The 19,238-nt window shown below is 33.1% G+C and carries 10 protein-coding genes; 3 read left to right on the forward strand and 7 right to left on the reverse strand.

Annotated features, from left to right (window positions below; all coding sequences use genetic code 11):
• The first annotated feature begins 164 nt into the window (after positions 1-164).
• From gshB to ruvX, 3 genes are all read left to right on the forward strand, one after another.
• Positions 165-1,127, forward strand: coding sequence for a glutathione synthase (gene gshB, locus CIPSTX3056_RS01095; RefSeq protein WP_072666124.1), 963 nt, complete (start codon positions 165-167; stop codon positions 1,125-1,127).
• Between the two features lie 84 nt (positions 1,128-1,211).
• Entirely contained in the window at positions 1,212-1,775 is a 564-nt protein-coding gene (locus CIPSTX3056_RS01100; RefSeq protein WP_072666125.1) for a YqgE/AlgH family protein, read from the forward strand.
• On the forward strand, positions 1,772-2,227 hold the full coding sequence (gene ruvX, locus CIPSTX3056_RS01105; protein WP_072666126.1) for a Holliday junction resolvase RuvX: 456 nt from the start codon (positions 1,772-1,774) through the stop codon (positions 2,225-2,227). The genes CIPSTX3056_RS01100 and ruvX overlap by 4 nt, the downstream gene beginning before the upstream one ends.
• A 70-nt stretch (positions 2,228-2,297) precedes the next feature.
• Here ruvX and htpX read toward each other — a convergent pair whose 3' ends face one another.
• From htpX to tamA, 7 genes are all read right to left on the reverse strand, one after another.
• Positions 2,298-3,197, reverse strand: a complete 900-nt coding sequence (gene htpX / locus CIPSTX3056_RS01110; RefSeq protein ID WP_072666127.1) for a protease HtpX — start codon at positions 3,195-3,197, stop codon at positions 2,298-2,300.
• Between the two features lie 2,972 nt (positions 3,198-6,169).
• Positions 6,170-6,805 carry a glutaredoxin 2 gene (gene grxB, locus CIPSTX3056_RS01115; protein WP_072666128.1) on the reverse strand — a complete coding sequence of 212 codons (636 nt, stop codon included), beginning with the start codon at positions 6,803-6,805 and terminating at the stop codon, positions 6,170-6,172.
• 238 nt (positions 6,806-7,043) lie between these two features.
• A complete protein-coding gene (gene fldA / locus CIPSTX3056_RS01120) occupies positions 7,044-7,565 on the reverse strand; it encodes a flavodoxin FldA (RefSeq protein WP_072666129.1) in 522 nt (173 codons plus the stop codon).
• Between the two features lie 290 nt (positions 7,566-7,855).
• Positions 7,856-8,074 (reverse strand): translation initiation factor IF-1, encoded by a 219-nt coding sequence (infA, locus tag CIPSTX3056_RS01125; protein ID WP_072666130.1) that lies wholly within the window; start codon positions 8,072-8,074, stop codon positions 7,856-7,858.
• Positions 8,075-9,637: 1,563 nt separating this feature from the next.
• Positions 9,638-10,705: a uroporphyrinogen decarboxylase gene (hemE, locus tag CIPSTX3056_RS01130; protein ID WP_072666131.1), complete on the reverse strand. Its 1,068-nt coding sequence runs from the start codon at positions 10,703-10,705 to the stop codon at positions 9,638-9,640.
• A gap of 1,168 nt (positions 10,706-11,873) precedes the next feature.
• Positions 11,874-15,695, reverse strand: a complete 3,822-nt coding sequence (gene tamB, locus CIPSTX3056_RS01135) for an autotransporter assembly complex protein TamB (RefSeq protein ID WP_072666132.1) — start codon at positions 15,693-15,695, stop codon at positions 11,874-11,876.
• Complete coding sequence (gene tamA, locus CIPSTX3056_RS01140) at positions 15,692-17,443, reverse strand: autotransporter assembly complex protein TamA (RefSeq protein ID WP_072666133.1); 1,752 nt, start codon at positions 17,441-17,443, stop codon at positions 15,692-15,694. The genes tamB and tamA overlap by 4 nt, the downstream gene beginning before the upstream one ends.
• Between the last annotated feature and the right edge of the window lie 1,795 nt (positions 17,444-19,238).

Here is a 19,238-nt window from a genome sequence, read left to right on the forward strand (position 1 = left end):
TCTTGAAAAAGTTATTTTTTAAAAATAGTAAAAATCACTGATTACAATCGTTTATCTAGGCTTATAGCCTGATGTTGCTTAAAAAATATAATATGGTGCATTATTAATGCATCACTAAGCCAAATGCTGAGATATGAAGGAGATGGATAGGAGCAACAATAGAGATGATCAAGCTTGGTGTGGTAATGGACCCAATTACTTCGATTGATTTTAAAAAAGACTCCAGCATAGCTATGCTCATAGAGGCGCAGCTTCGTGGGTATGCAGTGTATTATATGGAAATGTCTGATTTGTATCTATATCAGGGCGAAGGGCGCGCTTACACACGATTAATTAATATCAATATACAAAATAATAATTCTCCTTTCTTTTCATTAAAAAATGAACAAGATATAGCGCTGTCGAGCCTGGATGTAATACTCATGCGTAAAAATCCTCCATTAGATACTGAATTTTTATACTCTACTTACATTCTAGAGCGCGCTGAGGAGCAAGGGGTTCTGATTATTAATAAACCGCAGAGTTTACGCGATTGTAATGAAAAATTATTTACTTTATGGTTTTCTGATCTTGCACCAGAGACGCTAGTGACTAGAAATGCTACAAAAATTCGTGAATTCTGGCACAGACACCATGAAATAATAATTAAACCATTAGATGGAATGGGAGGTGTGTCAATTTTTCGTATTAAACAGAATGATTTAAATATGTCAGTAATTCTTGAAACTATGACTCGACATGGAAGTGTTTATTGTGTGTCGCAAGAATATTTACCGTCAATTTCAGATGGTGATAAGCGCGTCCTAGTTATAGATGGCCAACCAGTACCGTATTGTTTAGCTCGTATACCTAAAGTAGGTGAAACACGCGGGAATCTTGCAGCTGGTGGTTATGGCGAGGTACGCATGTTATCTGAAAGTGATATAAAAATAGTAAATCGTGTTTCCCCTATCTTACAACAGAAAGGTCTTATTTTTGTCGGGTTAGATATTATAGGTAATAAATTAACTGAAATTAATGTAACGAGCCCAACTTGTATTTGTGAGATTGAGAGAACCGTACCAATATCAATTAGTGGATTATTGATGGATGTAATTGAACAACGTTTAACTAAATGCTTTTTATAGTAGGGTATCACTCCCTATACATAGAGAGATTTCTTTTTATAATACCTGAAATAATAGGTATTTAATAGATGCAGAATATTTGGTATGAATTTACAAAATCATTTCTTAATTGCTATGCCAACACTAAAAACTCCGTTATTTAAGCGGGCAGTGGTCTATATTTTTGAACATAACTCTGATGGAGCTATGGGATTGATTATTAACAAACCTATGGAGAATCTTATGGTTTCAGAGATGCTGCAAAAATTAAAGATTACGCACTCTTCTAAAGTAGCGAAGATTAAGTTAAATAAACCAGTTTTTGCTGGAGGTCCATTAGCAGAAGATCGAGGTTTTATTTTACATTCAGCACAACGAACCTTTTCTTCTAGCATGCGCGTGTCAGATGATATAATAATGACTACATCGCGGGACGTTCTAGAAACTTTAGGTACAGATGAACAACCTGATGATATACTAGTTGCTCTAGGTTGTTGCGCTTGGGGGCAAGGTCCATTAGAGCAGGAGTTAATGGAAAACGCCTGGTTAACCACCACTGCAAATAGTAATGTGCTGTTTCGTACACCCATAGCATCACGATGGAACGCTGCGGCTAAAAATCTTGGCGTTGATATGTATCATATTGTGAGCCAGGCGGGTCATGCATGACTTGTTATCAGACATTTTTATCATTTGACTTTGGTATGAAAAGCATTGGCGTTGCTACTGGTCAGAGTATCACTCGTACTGCATATCCGTTACAAGCGTTAAAAGCACAGTCTGGCGTACCTGATTGGAATCAGGTAGATTCTATTTTTTATGAGTGGCAGCCCACCCATATTGTGGTAGGTTTACCGCTTAATATGGATGGCAGTGAGCAGCCTTTTACAAAAAAAACATCTTTTTTTGCACAGTGTATCAATACACGCTATAGCATCACGGTTTATTTACATGATGAGCGCTTAAGCACGATTGCAGCTCGGGCGGAAATATTTAAACGAAGAGGGTCTGCCGCTTTACTCCAAAAAGATTGTGTTGATGCACTGTCTGCTGCAATTATTTTAGAAAGTTGGTTAGAGAATTCGTATTATCAGATGCAAAAAATCAGTGAGAGCAGTTAGAGTTATTGGTGAGATTTTTTTAGACCAATTAGAGCTTCTCTGCTACCACCTTGTGTATGATTTTGCTATTTTATGCACTCTGTTTTGTGTATGATTGTTCTATTTTATGTAGAGCTTCAATGCGTTTGTCGAGCGGTGGATGTGACATAAAAAGTTCACCAATCGATTTCGATTTGCCATTAATACAAAACGCCATCATATTTCCGGGTTCTTCTGGTTCATAACTAGTTTTTAAACGCTGTAATGCAGCAATCATTTTTGAACATCCAACTAAACGAGCTGCGCCGGCATCAGCATAGAACTCACGATGACGGGAGAACCACATGGTGATGATACTAGCTAGTAAACCAAAGATAAACTCAAGTACTGTAGAGACAATCACATAAACCATGGGATGGCCATTATTTTTCTCTTCTTCATTATCATCTGAGCCAGAGGTAAAACCTGATACCAGTTGAGCTATGATTCGCGATATAAAAATCACAAAAGTATTTACAACCCCTTGAAGTAAGGTCATAGTGACCATGTCACCATTAGCAATATGGCTAATTTCATGTGCCAAAACCGCTTCAGATTCATCACGGCTCATATTTTGCAGTAAACCAGTGGATACTGCAACTAATGAAGCATTACGACGTGCACCAGTGGCAAAGGCATTAATGTCTAGCGCATGATAGATAGCAATTTGTGGTGTGGCGATACCCACTCTTTTTGATTGTAGGGTGATAGTCTCTACTAGCCAACGCTCAGTGTCATTACGTGCCTGTTGAATTACTTCGCCGCCAACAGAACGTAATGCCATCCATTTGGACATGAGTAATGAAACCAGAGCGCCACCAAAACCAAAAAGTCCGGACATAATTATAAGACCAGTCAAACTGCTTGACCTGATACCTGTTAAGCTCAAAATAAATCCAAACACTACCATGACAGCAAGGTTAGTTAGGAGAAATAGCGCAATACGTACCATAACAATCAATCTCCTTAGTTAGTGATATATTATATGTTTTCTATATTTATAAGCTAGTATAGGCTAAAACTTCGATACCCATAACACTAATCTTCTGATATCTTGTTTTGTTGAATATTATTTGTAATATCTTGAACGAGTGTGTGGATTATACATCTAATTATTATTAGATGAAAGAGATAGCAGAAGTTAGTTCACAAAATTTCATGCATAATACGTAGAGAATTCTACGACTCTATTGATTGCATAGCGCTACTATATTAATAAGCTCCGTGTACACTCTGGTACAAGAGTATTAGTGTAGTATGGACAATTTATTTCTTTGTCAATTACTCTAGTTACGCAAGAGTGGCTTTTTCTAAAATATCATAAAGTGCGTAGCAAGTGTTTATGAGATGATAAGCATCATCGATAAGATAGCATCGACATTAGATATCATCAACATATTAGCCTGAGATATTTTATCATAAACTACAATTGATATGCATATTTCTCTTATGTATGGCTTTCTCTTAATATGGCGATTGTATGGCGATGCATGGATAGATTTATCTTTATATAAAAGTATCTCTTATATTGTAATATTTTTACAGATTGTAGTGATCTACGATTTTAAAGTAATTCTCAGTTTACTCATGATTATATCGATTTATGTATGTATCAAGTATTTACCATAGAGACAAACTTAGCGATTATTTTTCTTTCGGAACATTAGTTGTAGTATAAAATGCTAGCATGGACATTGTATGACAATTTATTCGATAATGTAGTTAGAGTGACTCCTGTCTTATAATGTATTAACATAAGATAGTTAATCATGCAAAAATAATAGGATCTAAGTTCTTTTTATTAACGCGCAATATAATGTATCATTAATTAGTTCATCGAATGCAATGCATATACGCATACGTTTAGAGAGTAAATATACATTTACACAGTAAATATATATGATTTTATAATCAGTTCAGATATGTATTATTAATATATATAATTATATATTATGTATATAATACATCTTATTACTGTAGATATTACTTAGCAATATAACATGTAATATATTTCGTATATGGTATATGGATTAGAGTAGTTTTAGAATAATATTGGTAGATTATGTGTGTATAGGTCCGTTACTAATTGTGGATGTCTTATAATTGTTTTATATATTTAATGATCTTTTTTCGTAATATCTTTCTTTATTTATTTTGTGTAAATTTTGATTCATGATATAACATTTCAATAGGCATTAAGTCAAAAATTCAATAATTATTCAATAGATCATCGTAATTTTATTTATTTATTTATTTATTTATACTGATGTATTGATAACATCTTGTTTTATATTTTAATATAAATGTATATTTTTGATACCAAAATGCCAATGATGTTGCATTTCTAGAATTAAACTTTAACTATTTATTTTATATTTTTATAATACAATTATCTATTGCTCAGTACTAATGAAATCACAATTGTTTTGAGTTTATATTTAAAATATTTTGAAAATAAATAGTTTCTACGTATATTTTATATTATGTCTTCATGTACTTATTTATACTAAGTATTCAGGTTATATACTAGAATAGAGAATATAGATACTGTATATCTAATATAGATTTATTAGTTTTGTAATAATTACTTCATAGTGATTTTTAAAGTGATTTTTCAAAAAGTTTTGCGTTTAATATCAGTTCTGTGAATGATGTATATGATGTAGGAATTTCCATGATGTTAATCATCATTTTTATTATTTAATTCATCAATCTTAATAAAGAGTTCAACTTTTAGTGAATCAGCGCTCTAAACTCATTCATTAATTGACTTAAATATTGTAGCAATTGAATATCAGTAATTAACTCATATGTTAGCTTAACATTTAATCCCTAAAGACTCATTGATTTTATACGTATCAATAAAAATTGATAGTTATTGCACATACTAGAAATGATATGAGGCCTGTCTAAACACTAAGAGTATTTTTTGCTGGTATCTTAATTAAGATAAGTGCTTATTTTATAACATGATTCATTTTGAATATAGACTTTTTGGTACGGACTTCAATAATGTTTTATAATAATATACAATATTTATAAAAAGCGCTACTAGTGCTCATACCATAGATACAGTAATCATCGATATATTGAATTACGGATATATCTTAATAGTAGTATACCAGTTGCTCATATAATGATAACTAAAGTTTTCATTAATATAATGCGCGAGAGAATTGGCATGTGTATCGAGACATTAGATTAGAGTAGTATCGTATAAATATTGATGGTGGTTACGCAGATACAGAAAATGACATTAAAGTACAAGTAATGAGCATAGTACTTTTAGACTATCTATTGCTCATGCTGCGTAAGTATTAATTGTACTAAAACTAAAATGATTGCCTTCTGCTGAGTAATATTAATATTTTACCTATTTAATCTGTAAAGATGTTCTTCGCATCATAATCAACAGATACAATACATGTATAAAATTTTGCATTTTTTTGCATGTTTCCTATCCTGTTTTTTATTTAGTTGAATATGAATCAGCATAAAATTGTATGCAAGTATGTGCAGCGTCTTCTAATCAGATGATCAAAGGTTTATATGTATCTTACGATACTATATAGAGTATAGAGTATAGATGAAATATTGAATATAAAGCCGATCTTGTTCTTTACTATTGGTAAATCAAAAAACATCTCATATGTATGAGGTTTATGTTTTTAGCGGTAGATGTGTGTAATAATAAGAATTGATAGCACTTGAAGTGGTCTATAATATATCTGCCATGTCGTGTTTCTATAAGTAGTAATAATATCTCGATACTGGATAATATTATTGTGTTATTTTGATAGACTTTCATTAAAGTATGATGATCTCCATCACTATAAGCATTTTATATCTAATGAAATTTGTCATATATATAGTAAGATAATTTTTATACAAAATCTGCTCTGATTGTCAAATGCGAAATATACTCTAAGAAAGTAGAGGTATTTTTGCTTTTCTGCTCATATTATTACGATAATTAGCAACTTGTACCGGATACTTGACTTCTATTACAAGCGATAATAGATACAGTAGAGGGAATAAATTAATATCATCGATAGACAATTGACCGTTCACTGCATCAGGCTGAACGATAAGCATCGCGAGCTGCTGTAAATCGTTATTCAGACTCGTGATTAATGTTGGAAAATCTTTAGTCAGGTCCTTGAAATTGCCATAAGATTTTTCCTTTTTTACCTTAAAATAAGTACGTGCTTGGGAGGTATATAATTCAATAAATGGTGCTTTTGCTATGTATGGTATAAGTAAACGGTATATGTATTTATTCACATGATTTAACCAGTAATTTACCATAGGAGACGCTTTGCCTACCAGAATAGGGATTTGGTCTAAAGCGTCAACGTATTCAATGATATCAAGACTTTCTGCCATATAGCGTCCATCTTGTCTCATCAAAATTGGTAACATTTTTTTATTAATCATTTTCTTTGGTGTTACTTCATCATCATTCATTAGCACAACAAGATCAACAGAGATATTTTTAAAACCAAAAATCATACGTGTTTTGATACAAAATGGACAATGAGCATATATATATAACTTCATATTTTTATTGTACTCTATATAAATATGGATAGATGGTATCTATCCATATTTGATGAATAATCATTGAGTTGCAGGAAATCTAACAACTAGAGGATATGTAGCTTGAATGAAGATAATAGAATTATGATCTTTTTATCAGAAATAATTTCAGGAGAACATTATGTAGTTCTATATTTTCTTGAAAAATAGAATAATGTCAAAATTTAAAGAATCTACATTGTTTGACTTGGTAACTTTATTATGATATCTTTAGATTAAGTTCATGACAAATTTGTTCTACCCACCGATTGACCCGATCATTAGTAAGTTCCGGTTGTCTATCTTCATCAATTGCAAGACCGAGAAAATGAGTTTCATCTGCCATCCCCTTTGATGCCTCAAAGGTATAACCTTGAGAAGGCCATTGGCCTATGATTACTGCAGATTTTAACACAATTATATCCCTTATAGCTCCCATTGCATCGCAGAAATAATCAGAATAATCTGCCTGATCACCACAGCCAAACAGTGCCACTGATTTACCTGAAAAGTTTATTTCTGATAGAGTAGGAAAAAAATCATCCCAATCACATTGAGCTTCACCATAGTACCATGTGGGAATACCTAGTAGTAGGATATTGAAGCTTTCAAGATCTTGTTTACTGCTATTAGCGATATCAAACAGTGCTGCAATGTTATGACCAAGCTTATTCTGGATCATTTTGGCAATTTTTTCAGTGTTACCTGTATCGCTACCAAAGAAAATACCGATAAGTGCCATAGGTGTAGTAACCTCTAAAACTCTGTATTTTGTAGTTCAAAACCTACGAAAAAAGTAATAAATCATCTTACTCTTAATTGTCATATAGCAATGATCTTATGATCATACGCTAGAGTAGATCACAACGCTTCAGTATTGGGTATACGTGATTAGTATAGACTGCATTAATGTTTTATAGATGATATCTGTCAATAGATATTTTAGTTATTAGAGCATAAGTGTATTTTAAGTGCTATCTTTTTTGATAGCAGAACTGTGCATAAAACTAATTAATCATAGACTTATATTATTTATCGACTACGAAAAATGATTCGGCCCTTGCTTAAGTCGTAAGGGGTGATTTCTACTGTGACTTTGTCACCCGTTAAAATGCGAATATAATTCTTTCGCATTTTTCCAGATATATGTGCTATGACTGTATGACCATTATCTAATTCAATGCGGAATGTTGTATTGGGTAATGTTTCTAGTACTGTTCCCTGCATCTCAATATTATCTTCTTTAGCCATGAAATCCTCTGGTTCAACGTTTTGCCTCTCTGGTAAGAGAATTTTTAACTTGATTCATTCACATGAATGCAGATACTGTGCCTATTTTAGATATCACTTCTCAAAAAGCGAAAGATCGATAAATTTGTAATCGCTTAGCGAGACAATATATATAACTGACTTAGACTTTATTAAATATATAATATATCTTGTCACTGAAAGTGTTTTAAAGATTTTTTCAGGTTACTGTGTGTGTCGATCTAGGCGATGTTTTAGCTAAATACCCTATATTAAACTATCTTTTACAGTTTTAAAATAATTATTGAATAATAATATCAGAATTTGTGAAATTTGTCAGTAATTTTTTATATAATTTATATTATAATACACCTAAGATATTAATAAAATATTCATGTGCTAGAATAAACTACTATGCGTATTATGGTTTGATATGATTAATCATATTTGTGTATGAATTATGTAAAACGTTAATATGCTAAAAATTTTTTCTGATTGATGTTTCTCGTAAAGTGACTGATAGTCCTGATGTATTGTCTAAATTATCACTATCTATGTAATTTATACAGATTGATATATATTCAAGATAAATAAACTAAAGAGAGCATATTTATTAGGTATTATTTAAGTAATTCATCGATAGCAATGTTCTTATTTCTGAAATTGATTTTCAAAAAGATCTTAGTAATCTCACTATAGCAATAGTATCTACATTAGTCTATAGAGCTGTACAATAAAAGTGATATTTTAAATTGTTTAATACGTATCGATAGTTATTATAGTTTGAATGTAACTTAATTCTAACAAGGTGTTGTTAATTATTTCAATATTACTAATGATATATTATCAGTTATATTTGACAATAAGATCTATAATATTACAATGCTCATTGTTTTAATCAATTTATTCTAACTAAGAATACAACTGAGTTTATATTGTCAGTTATCTATATTATCTATGAATTGATAGTAATCAAAGATTAACCCAAATCTATAGAGAAACTCATGATGGTATGTGAAGTATTTTTTACATATCAAACAGTTAGTAACGTATTAGCACTAAAGTTAAATGTAACTATTGATATTTGATACAAAATCTTACTAATATACTATTATACTATAATATACTAATATACTAATATACTAATATACTAATATACTAATATACTAATATAGTAATATAAATATAATATTATTATGTAATATATACAGATTATATATGCATCTACTTGATCTTGACAGAATTTTTCTGAGTCCTGATGATAGTGTATAAATGTATAATACAATGTATGTATAGAAAAATTTAACACCTAATATTATTACTCTATGATGAGTAAAATTATTTATTGATTACGCCTAACAAGTAATACTGATATACACAGCAAAGAGTGTTTAGATTAGCATTACTTAATATATTGTATAATCATTGATTTTTTATGTGAAATTTAAGCGTTATTATCTCGGTTCATATACTATATGCATGTAGTAGTTAGTAGTCTAATCTGACTATTCTTCAGTAGAGCTTTCTAGAATACCGGATGGTTAATCAGAAAGCGCATATACAGTCTCATCGCAGATGATACACCCTCGAAAGTTTGTGCACGGCTTCAACTAGCTCATTGGCATTCTCTGGTAAAACATCAGGATAAATTCCGTGACCCAGGTTAAAAATATGCCCGCTACCATGGCCATAATCTGCAAGTATTGTGGACACTTCTGCTCTAATACGAGAAGGAGAGGCGTATAATATTGATGGGTCCATATTACCCTGAATAGCTACTTTGTTACCGACACGCCGTCTAGCATCAGCAATGTCTGTAGTCCAGTCTATGCCAAGTGCGTCACATCCTATATCAGCCATTGCTTCAAGCCACTGCCCTCCGCCTTTTGTAAATAATGTCACTGGTACGCGCTGCCAGTCATGTTCATGAAATAAACCGTCGATAATCTTATGTATATATTGGAGTGAAAATTCTTGATAACCACGGCCTGTTAGGATACCACCCCATGTATCAAAGATCATAATGGACTGAGCCCCAGCAAGTATTTGCGCATTCAGATATAATATAACGCTATCTGCTAACTTATTCAGCATCAAGTGAAGAGTATTTGGGTCTGTATACATCATTTTTTTTAATTTAGTACAGATTTTGCTAGCACCCCCTTCAACCATGTAAGTTGCTAAAGTCCATGGACTACCAGAAAATCCAACTACTGGTACCTGTCCGTCTAAGCTTTTACGAATAGCCCGTACTGTATTCATAACATAACCAAGTTGTTGCTCCGGATCAGGAATCGATAATTTTTCAACGTCAGCACGACAAGTGATAGGGTAATCAAAATGCGGGCCATCCCCATCTGAAAAAGAGAGCCCTAGACCCATAGCATCAGGAATAGTAAGAATATCAGAGAATAGAATTGCTGCATCTAGAGCATAGCGTCGTAATGGTTGTAGCGTTACTTCGCAAGCTAACTCCGGGTTTTTACATAACAACATAAAACTTCCTGCAATGGCACGAGTTGCTTTATATTCTGGTAAATAACGTCCAGCTTGACGCATCATCCATATAGGAGTGCTATCCACGGGTTTACGCAATAACGCACGTAGGTAACGATCGTTCTTGAGTTTATTCATGTCTCAATTATGTCTCTTAATTAGACCTAACACATAATATTAATTAACCATATCGCTAACGCTGTGTATAAAATTTACTCATAACTGTCATTCAAAGGAAATCATTTTTACATGTGTAGCGAGTAAGAATGTTTGTATTATCTCATGTTAAAGACATATTTTTTGCTTCTATCATTCTGAGATACCTCTAATGAGAGTGATGAATTGTGTCATTGATAATGTTAATGTGGATCTGTAATGCATTATTATTATAATACGGCTACTGTTTTCGTTGTTTCTTAAGATGCATTGTGTAACTGATGCGATATATATTGCTAATAGTTTAATCAAACATATATTCTATGCTATAGAAACCTAGAGATAGTAGAAAGTTTCTTTAAAATATTACATCTCTATTGAGAATCATGGTAAATATGATGTTTAGCAATTAGATAGATATGCCCATGTCATGTTGACAATCATTTGTTAAGTTGAGTGTTTTTATTAAAAAGCGTTGCATAAAATCAGAATGGATTATGAGTTAATTATATCACATTATGTGATCTGCTGATATTCAGGATAGATTTAAATATTCTCTAAAGAACCTGATATTGTTTAGAGCATCTGATTAAGATATAGCGTCTATTTACTATGACACACTGATCACCCCCAGTGCGATGTACTGAAAGGAATTCTTATCTTATGAGTTACTTGAAGAGCTCAGATAGTAACTAGTACTATCCAGCTAGTGACTGATCTTCTATACACAACGAGTATATTTAACACTGCAGTTTTACGTAAAATGCAGTAACATTATTTACGTTACTATACGTTCAAGAAGATGTGTAAACTTACTGTTAGTTATAGTAGAAATACGAGCAAGATAAATCCCGAAAAGTATTAAGTATATTTAATCCACAGATTAAATATTGCGATCACAAAATCCTAAAAGCTGCTCTGTAGCATAACTGCAGAGCAGCTTTTAGGATGATCAGGCATAGCTCATCAGTGATCTGAAGCTATGATGTTCCAAATGATGTTCTAAATTGGGCATAAACATTCTAGGTTTTTGTATTTGATCTATGCAATGTACTTCAATATTTCTTTGCATTACTATAGACCATCCCTGTGTGTGTGTATTATTAAGTGTAGCACAGTATCTTAGTATTGCTTATTGTGACATTAATTATCAAAATTCAAATTGATAGAGAACATCAATAGCTTGATCAAGGCTCGACATCGCCTCTAAATATAGCTTTGGCATTAGCTGATAACGTATAGTAAATGTCTCTAGCGTGTCAAAGATGCCAAAACCATATTTTATCTGTAGGCTAGGTAAAATATATGCACTAACCTGTACTTGTTGTTTGTCACCTGCTCCTATAGTGGCCATAGAAAGATTCTTTACTCTAACAATCTGACCAATCTTACTAATAATGTTTTCGCTACGCTCAAGACCTAAGCTTATCAGTGTTGATGTTAATGCATAACCATCACCACTGGCAGAAGTTAATTTTTGGCCACGAAGAAGATAGGATAAAGCTGATTCTTGTGTTTGCTCAGGATCAGAAAAAATCTCAAATTTAGGATCATTTGCTAAGCCAGTAATTCTAACTCCGACAGTTACATCATCTGTAGTGGATTCGGGGTTGCGGATTGCCTCAATATTTAAATACGGCTGATCAAACAATCCAGAAAATTGCAGCTCTCCTCTACGTATAGCAAGATCCTGAGCATAAGCATGGAAGCGACCAGATAATATTTTCATTTGTCCATGCACACCCAGGCCGTGTTTATCTTGTGTGATTTTTACATTTCCGTGAAGTTTTCCTTGTACGCCAAAAGCGTTTAGCATGACATCGTCACCTACATGCACTGTAAGGCGGCTAGTGATAGGTGCTGTCATAGATTGCGGTGTTATGGGTTTCAGATCCGAATCTAGCAGAATTTCATCAGAAGAAACTTTGCTGATGGTGAGTGGTGCTGTTTGAACTAAACAACGCGCCCAGGGGATATGTATATCCCCTGCTAGGGTTAATGATTTAGGCATGGCTGTAAATGTTAGATCTGGTACAATGTCCATCTTGAGTATGGGTGGTACTGTAATTCGAATTTTGTCTCCCGTGACCGAAATACGTGTATACCAGTGACTTAAGCGACGCCAATCAGTGATTCCATGAAAAACGATTCTTCCTTGCTCAGTTTGAACCACTCCTTCTAGATTTGAGGTAACACCCTTAAATAATATAGCCATTTTCGCAGTGATGAGCTTAATGGGAATAAGGTGACCATCGAAGCTAGCATTACTTAACAACATCTTTCCGAATATCTGTGGTTTTTTTAAGCTACCCCCAAGTCGTAAATGTGTATTCACTACTCCAGAAATTGTTTCACCTGGCATTAAAACTGAACTCAGAAGCCCCATAGAAAGAGAATTAACATTCAGATCCCCGATTAATACACGCTTTCCACTAAGATCAGAAACCTGAATTTTACCATCTGCACTCCCATTATTAGCAATACTAATTCGCCATTGAAGCTGCATGCACTGATTTTTAAAGGCTAGATCTAGTTGGAATTTATTTAAGATAATAGGTATATTATGGCCAATAATATTATGATTAATCATAATATTACTTCCTATTACGGAAACAACGCCGGTAGAAAGTGATGCATGAGAGTTTAAGATTATATCTGCATATCCAGTATTGAGCTCTCCTGATAACTGAGCTGTCATTGGTAGAAACATGTTAAACATGGCTAAATTTATATGACGCAAAGAGATTTTAAGATGACCAAATTTATCAGGTTTGATGAGGTTTATCAGGGGCAGTGTTACGTCTGTCCTTTTGAAGAACCCAGACCACAGATGGAACATCTGTTTCTCATAAAAAAAATCAAAAGTAATATTATTGGTTGAACGCCATTCACCTAGAGTGTTGGAGAAGTAAGCATTAGGGCATGTACCACTCCACCGGCCTGCTATAGGATCAAGAGAGCCTTGAATGGTAATTTTACTTGTAGTTTGATTGCCTTTCAGATTAATCTCCAATATGTGTTTCATGACAGTACCAATGGCGCGTAATTGCAAAAAGTTTATTACCACTTTTTTCTGCTTTAGTTTTTCTACACGTAGCGTAATTTCGCTCTGAATTTTATTATTAGCTATAATGGATCCGCGGTATTGGATGCGAGCGATTTGTGTATCACGCCATCTTAAGTGATTAGCACTGCCATTCATTAAAAAACGCAGTTCTGTCAGATCACCTTGAACGTGGAGATTTCCACGTGCACTGCCAGAGCATTCTGGAATAAAATTTTTCAAATTTTTAGCATTAATATCTATATGTAGATTAACCTTTTTATTCACAACACCTTTAATAGTAAGAGTATTACCACCTAGATTTAATTTAATAATTGGAATATGGCATTGACCTAAACCTTGGGCAGATAATGAACCATAGATCTTTAATGGATTATGAAATAGCTTTCCTGTGGCTTGAAGCCATATCCCTGGATTTTGTGCTTGCCATATATGATTTCTAGGTATTTTGTGCTTGCGAGTGTATAGGCTTCCGTGGGTAATGATCTCTCCCTTTAAGGGGGAGATTCTGTCAGCATTCTGATTGTTAGTAGTTACATCAGAAAACTTGAATTTTCCATACCAGTTCAGTGACTCTTTCCAGGTAATTTGTCCTTTAAATTCGGTTTTATTTTTTAACGATTTTAATTGCAGTGTATTAATAATGAGTTTATCTGTGTTGCCTTTCCCATTAGCGATTAGCATAATAGATGGCATATATTGTCCTTGTAAATCTGCTGCTAAGGATACAGAATAGTCACTTAGATCACCCCTAAATAAAAAATTAACATTATGGGCGCGGAATGGTGTTATTCCGTAAAGTGGCCAGAATAATGCGGAACTTTTTAATTGTATATACACTGGTTTTTTCGAAAGAGCCAATTGAGTATGTAGATTGAGCAGTGCTTGCACCGATCCAGACAATTTGCATACTAATTTTAAATTACCACATAAATCGCCATTAAGGTTAGCTTGTATTGTTTCATCTTTCAGACCAGCAACATTAATCATACCATGTAATATAAAGTTTAGCGGCCATGTGCCATGGAGCTTCATGTGGCCATAAGATTGTATGCTTCCCCCAGGGGCATCTACTACTAAATTTTTTAAATATAATTGCTGATTTTTAATGGTAGCTTGTATTAAAAGTGTATCAATAGAGGTGTGAGTGTTTCCTATAAAATTTAAATTTTCACAAAAAATTGTCATCAGATTGACATGAATCGGGAGATTAAATATTGGTAGATATTGAATTAGAGTTGTATTCCATAGCGTTTTAATGATTTTTCCTACATGTGTATAGGTATAGGATGGATTTATAGAGCGTCTATCTATATTATAGATAGATATCTGTTTTTTTGATTCTTCTATTTTAGTTTGTGGTAGTGATATGGTTAGCCCTTGAAGATGCGACGGTGTTAGTATGAGCTCTTGTGGTTTCCACTTGATACCGCCGATAAAAGATACAAGCGATATTCCGGTGTTTTTTAGTTTTATCTTGACATCATAGATAGCCACTCTCTTCAGCCTTACAGGACAATAGGAGATATAATATTTATAATTCTTTTTTTCCGATAAGAAATGAGTTATCTGAGATGATGGCCAATTTTTATCTACTAATATATTAACTTTTTTTAACATTACTGCATTCATATAGAGCTTTCTATCAATTAAACACCGATAGCTCAGTTTAAAGTGAACCTTATTTATATTTATTGTGATACCAGGCGTGGTATAGTGGACGCCTGTTAAGCTACCATCATGCAGAGTTCCTTCGATTTTTTGGATATAGACAGAAGGTATAGATTTGATTACTGTATGTAATACTAGTTTCATGCCAATTGTAGTGCCTACTAAAAACGTAATGAAAGAAGATAGCAATATAGTTAAGATAAAGACAAAAATCAGACCCTTCTTCAACCATTTCATAGTTCAGGTCCAAGACCAATGTACAATTGTACATTATGTGCCTGTCTTCTACCTATTGGGCGTGCAATATCAAGTTTGAGAGGGCCAAGAAGAGATTGCCAGCGTACTCCAAAACCAACACCAGTATTAATGGGATTTTTTTGAAGATCTTGAAGAGCTGAGCCTGAGTCAACAAATATTGCTCCCCACCATTTTCCAGTTATATGATATTGATACTCTATCGATCCTATGGCTAATTTTGAAGCACCTGTAAGTTTTCCCGCACTATCGTGCGGAGATAGTGCTTTATATTTATAGCCTCGAACACTGTGATCACCGCCGGCAAAAAAACGTAGATTCGGTGGAATTTTTGAGAAGTGCTTAGTATTGATCCAACCTAGATTAATACGCTCAATAAAACGAGATCGTTCCTGTACAGTTTGGACCCATGCATTTTTTGCTTGAATTACGACAAAATCGATATATGACCCCCATAGGGAATTTGAGATATCAAGAGAGTAATGCTGAGAATCACCCCAAGAGGGCATCATGAGTGAGCCATGCGAACGGGTACGATCAAGAGTGACTCCGGGGTAAATTAGCATTGTAGTATTGGTGGTATTACCTTGAGTAAAATGGTCAAATATCCAGTGTATGTGAGTGGCCCATTTCCAGTTATTAGATCGTTCCCAATACTGTGATACAGACAGAGTGGAAGCATCAGACTGCGTGTCATTAAGATGAGTGCGTTTTACACCACCTTGTATCAGATAATATTGCTCTAGTGGGTTTTGCAATAGTGGTATTTTATATGTCCATTCCAGATTTTTTTCAGGCGCTGAGATCTTTATCATAGTATGAAAGCTATGTCCGCGGTTATTGACCCAACTTTTCTTCCAGCGCGCCTTAAGATGCGGCCCAATATCCGTTGAAGATCCAAAACCAGTCTCAATAGTGTTTTTAGCTCGTGCTGTAACAACTCCGTTGAGTTGTACTTTTTTATCTATATTTGTTTTATCAATATTCGGAATAACAGATACTGAATTAAACCACCCGGTTTCTGATAAGCGTCGCGTTAGCTCTGCCACGTTATTGGCAGAATAGACATCACCTGCGTGAAATGGTACGATATTCTGTAAATATTCTTCACGGATATGTGAACCTATAAAATTCACTGTGCCAAAACAATAACGTTCGCCACTATCATAGTCGATATCCCAGAATGCTATATAACGAGGGACGGCTACTTGTAGTTGGCTTTTTAGATAATTAGCGTCAAAATAACCTTTACGTAATGCTATTTTATCTAAAGAATTTTTAAAATTTTCGTATTTTCTGTGATTAAGAATGCTGCCTTTAAGAGGTCTTTCTTGCATCACTAAGGCAAGATAATCATCATCTCTGCATGCACTACCTCTTAATGTTACTTTTGCTTGAGCGATTTTAATTGGTTTACCCGGTATGACGTTAACGATAAGCAGGGATTTTTGATGGGGTCTCTGAGATTGCACAAGATTAAAGGTAATGCTTGGTTGATAATATCCTAATGCTTTTAGGGCCTTTCTTACCATCATCTCAATATGAGAGCGAAAACGGATATCCGTAAGAACCCCCTGATTAGTCAGAGGGGACAAATGTGCCTGAACATTAGTTTCTAAATCTTTAGATAATCCGATAATTTTTAAATTAGCTTGATCTGCCCGGGCGAGGGCAGAATAGGTACTAATAATGAATAGCGCCAATATAAGACAGATATAAATTTTCGGCAAAAGGACTCCTACTGATTATTGTTGTCTATAATGGAATTACCAGATCATGATGTTGTGTCATGGGATATGGTCTTTCCATGGCTATATTTATTAAGTTCTCGCTGTCTCATTTTTTACCATTAATAATATTTAAGATATTCAAGTACTGCATGTTATCGTGCAGTGCTATCACTGCGATAGTCATACTGTTCAAATATCTATTAATAAACAGTTGCTTGAATCATACTGAGCCTTACTAGTGTTATATGATCCGTGATCATGATACAGAATCATTGTATCTTAATGGTGTGTTGTTAAAAGATTATCTATCCGTATAGGCTAGTGGTTTTTTATTTTAGCCTAGATGTGTATATTTTTATCATGCATAGATAATTCCTAGGATGATGACTATAAAGGATATGATTTTTTGATTCCTCTGTAAATATTATATCTTTTGCATTACAGTTTGTCTGTCTTAGTTAATCATGACTTAAGCACTTATATTATATTTTGCGTTGATACTGAAATATCTAGATCATAATCTAGTTCTTTTATAAGTTAGGACCGCGTATTATCTTAGATCATCTAACTGGATTACCACGAAGAAATATTTAGATATCAATCATCTGTTGGTACTGTTGGTAAATAGTGTTTGCAAAAATTAATATGCGGGGATAGCAGTTACTTTATTCAGAATAATCCTTGTATCTTCTTTCGTAGTATTGTCTTATTTGCAAAGTATTTTATCAAAAATTATAAAAGCGCTACAATATTTTTTATGGTTTAAGATTTATAATGTATATGAGTTACTTGTTGTTTAAACTTTTTCGTTATGGATTATTTTGTGTGGGATCGGTGTAATTTAAGATAGTGTTATACTAGTTATACTATATTAGTAATATACTTAGTAAGATCATGAGTTATACATACTACATACTACATATTACATATTAGTAATATTATTAAATATAATTGGGAATATAATTTCCTATATGAAAAATTAGAATAAAAATATATTTACTACTTTAAAAAAGCTTCACTATTAAAGCAGAATTAAAGAAGAAGGTCCGTTTGTGTTTTCCACCATTAAGAAGATCTGTTTATCTATAGTACATGGAGATTGGTATAATGTCCAGTAAGATAACTAACGGATAATACAAGGATTATCTTTTTATATAGTAATAATATTGATAATAGTCATTATATTTTATATTTTTCTCTAATTCTTTAATGAATAAACATAAAATATCACATAATGCGTCTAGATTGAAAATGGTCTAGATTTAAGATAAATAATCTTTTAGATGATTGTATTTTAACAACTACATGCTTTGCATGAGCTAAAAGTCACTAACAGGTAATAGTAAGTTTAGGTATATTTTCAGTCATTGCTATGCTAGTAGGCAAATTATCTTCATAATAATCGTAAAGAATCATACAGTATCATTCTGTCATGATAGACTGATTCGGTTGTATTGAGCACTAGCTTTATTGATCTTTTACTGTAACTAATAAATGTGCCTAATATTAATGATAATTCAAGATTCAACTAAATACAGATATCTTGACATTCTGTTTTTCTAGTATATGAAAATGAATAATATAATGATGATAAATATCACTAAGAGACGATTATAGATATAATTATCTATAAGATTAGGTAACTCTATTATAATATTTAAATAGTTGCTAGAAATAAAGAGCATAATACTTATGTTGAGCGTATATTGAGTAAGTATGATACAAAATCATGTGTTATGAGTCTCAAGTATTATTGCTCTAGACACAGAATATCTTTAATACCTTAATATATATC

The sequence above is a fragment of the Candidatus Erwinia haradaeae genome, from assembly GCF_900698965.1.
In the GTDB taxonomy this organism is placed as follows: domain Bacteria; phylum Pseudomonadota; class Gammaproteobacteria; order Enterobacterales; family Enterobacteriaceae; genus Erwinia_E; species Erwinia_E haradaeae_A.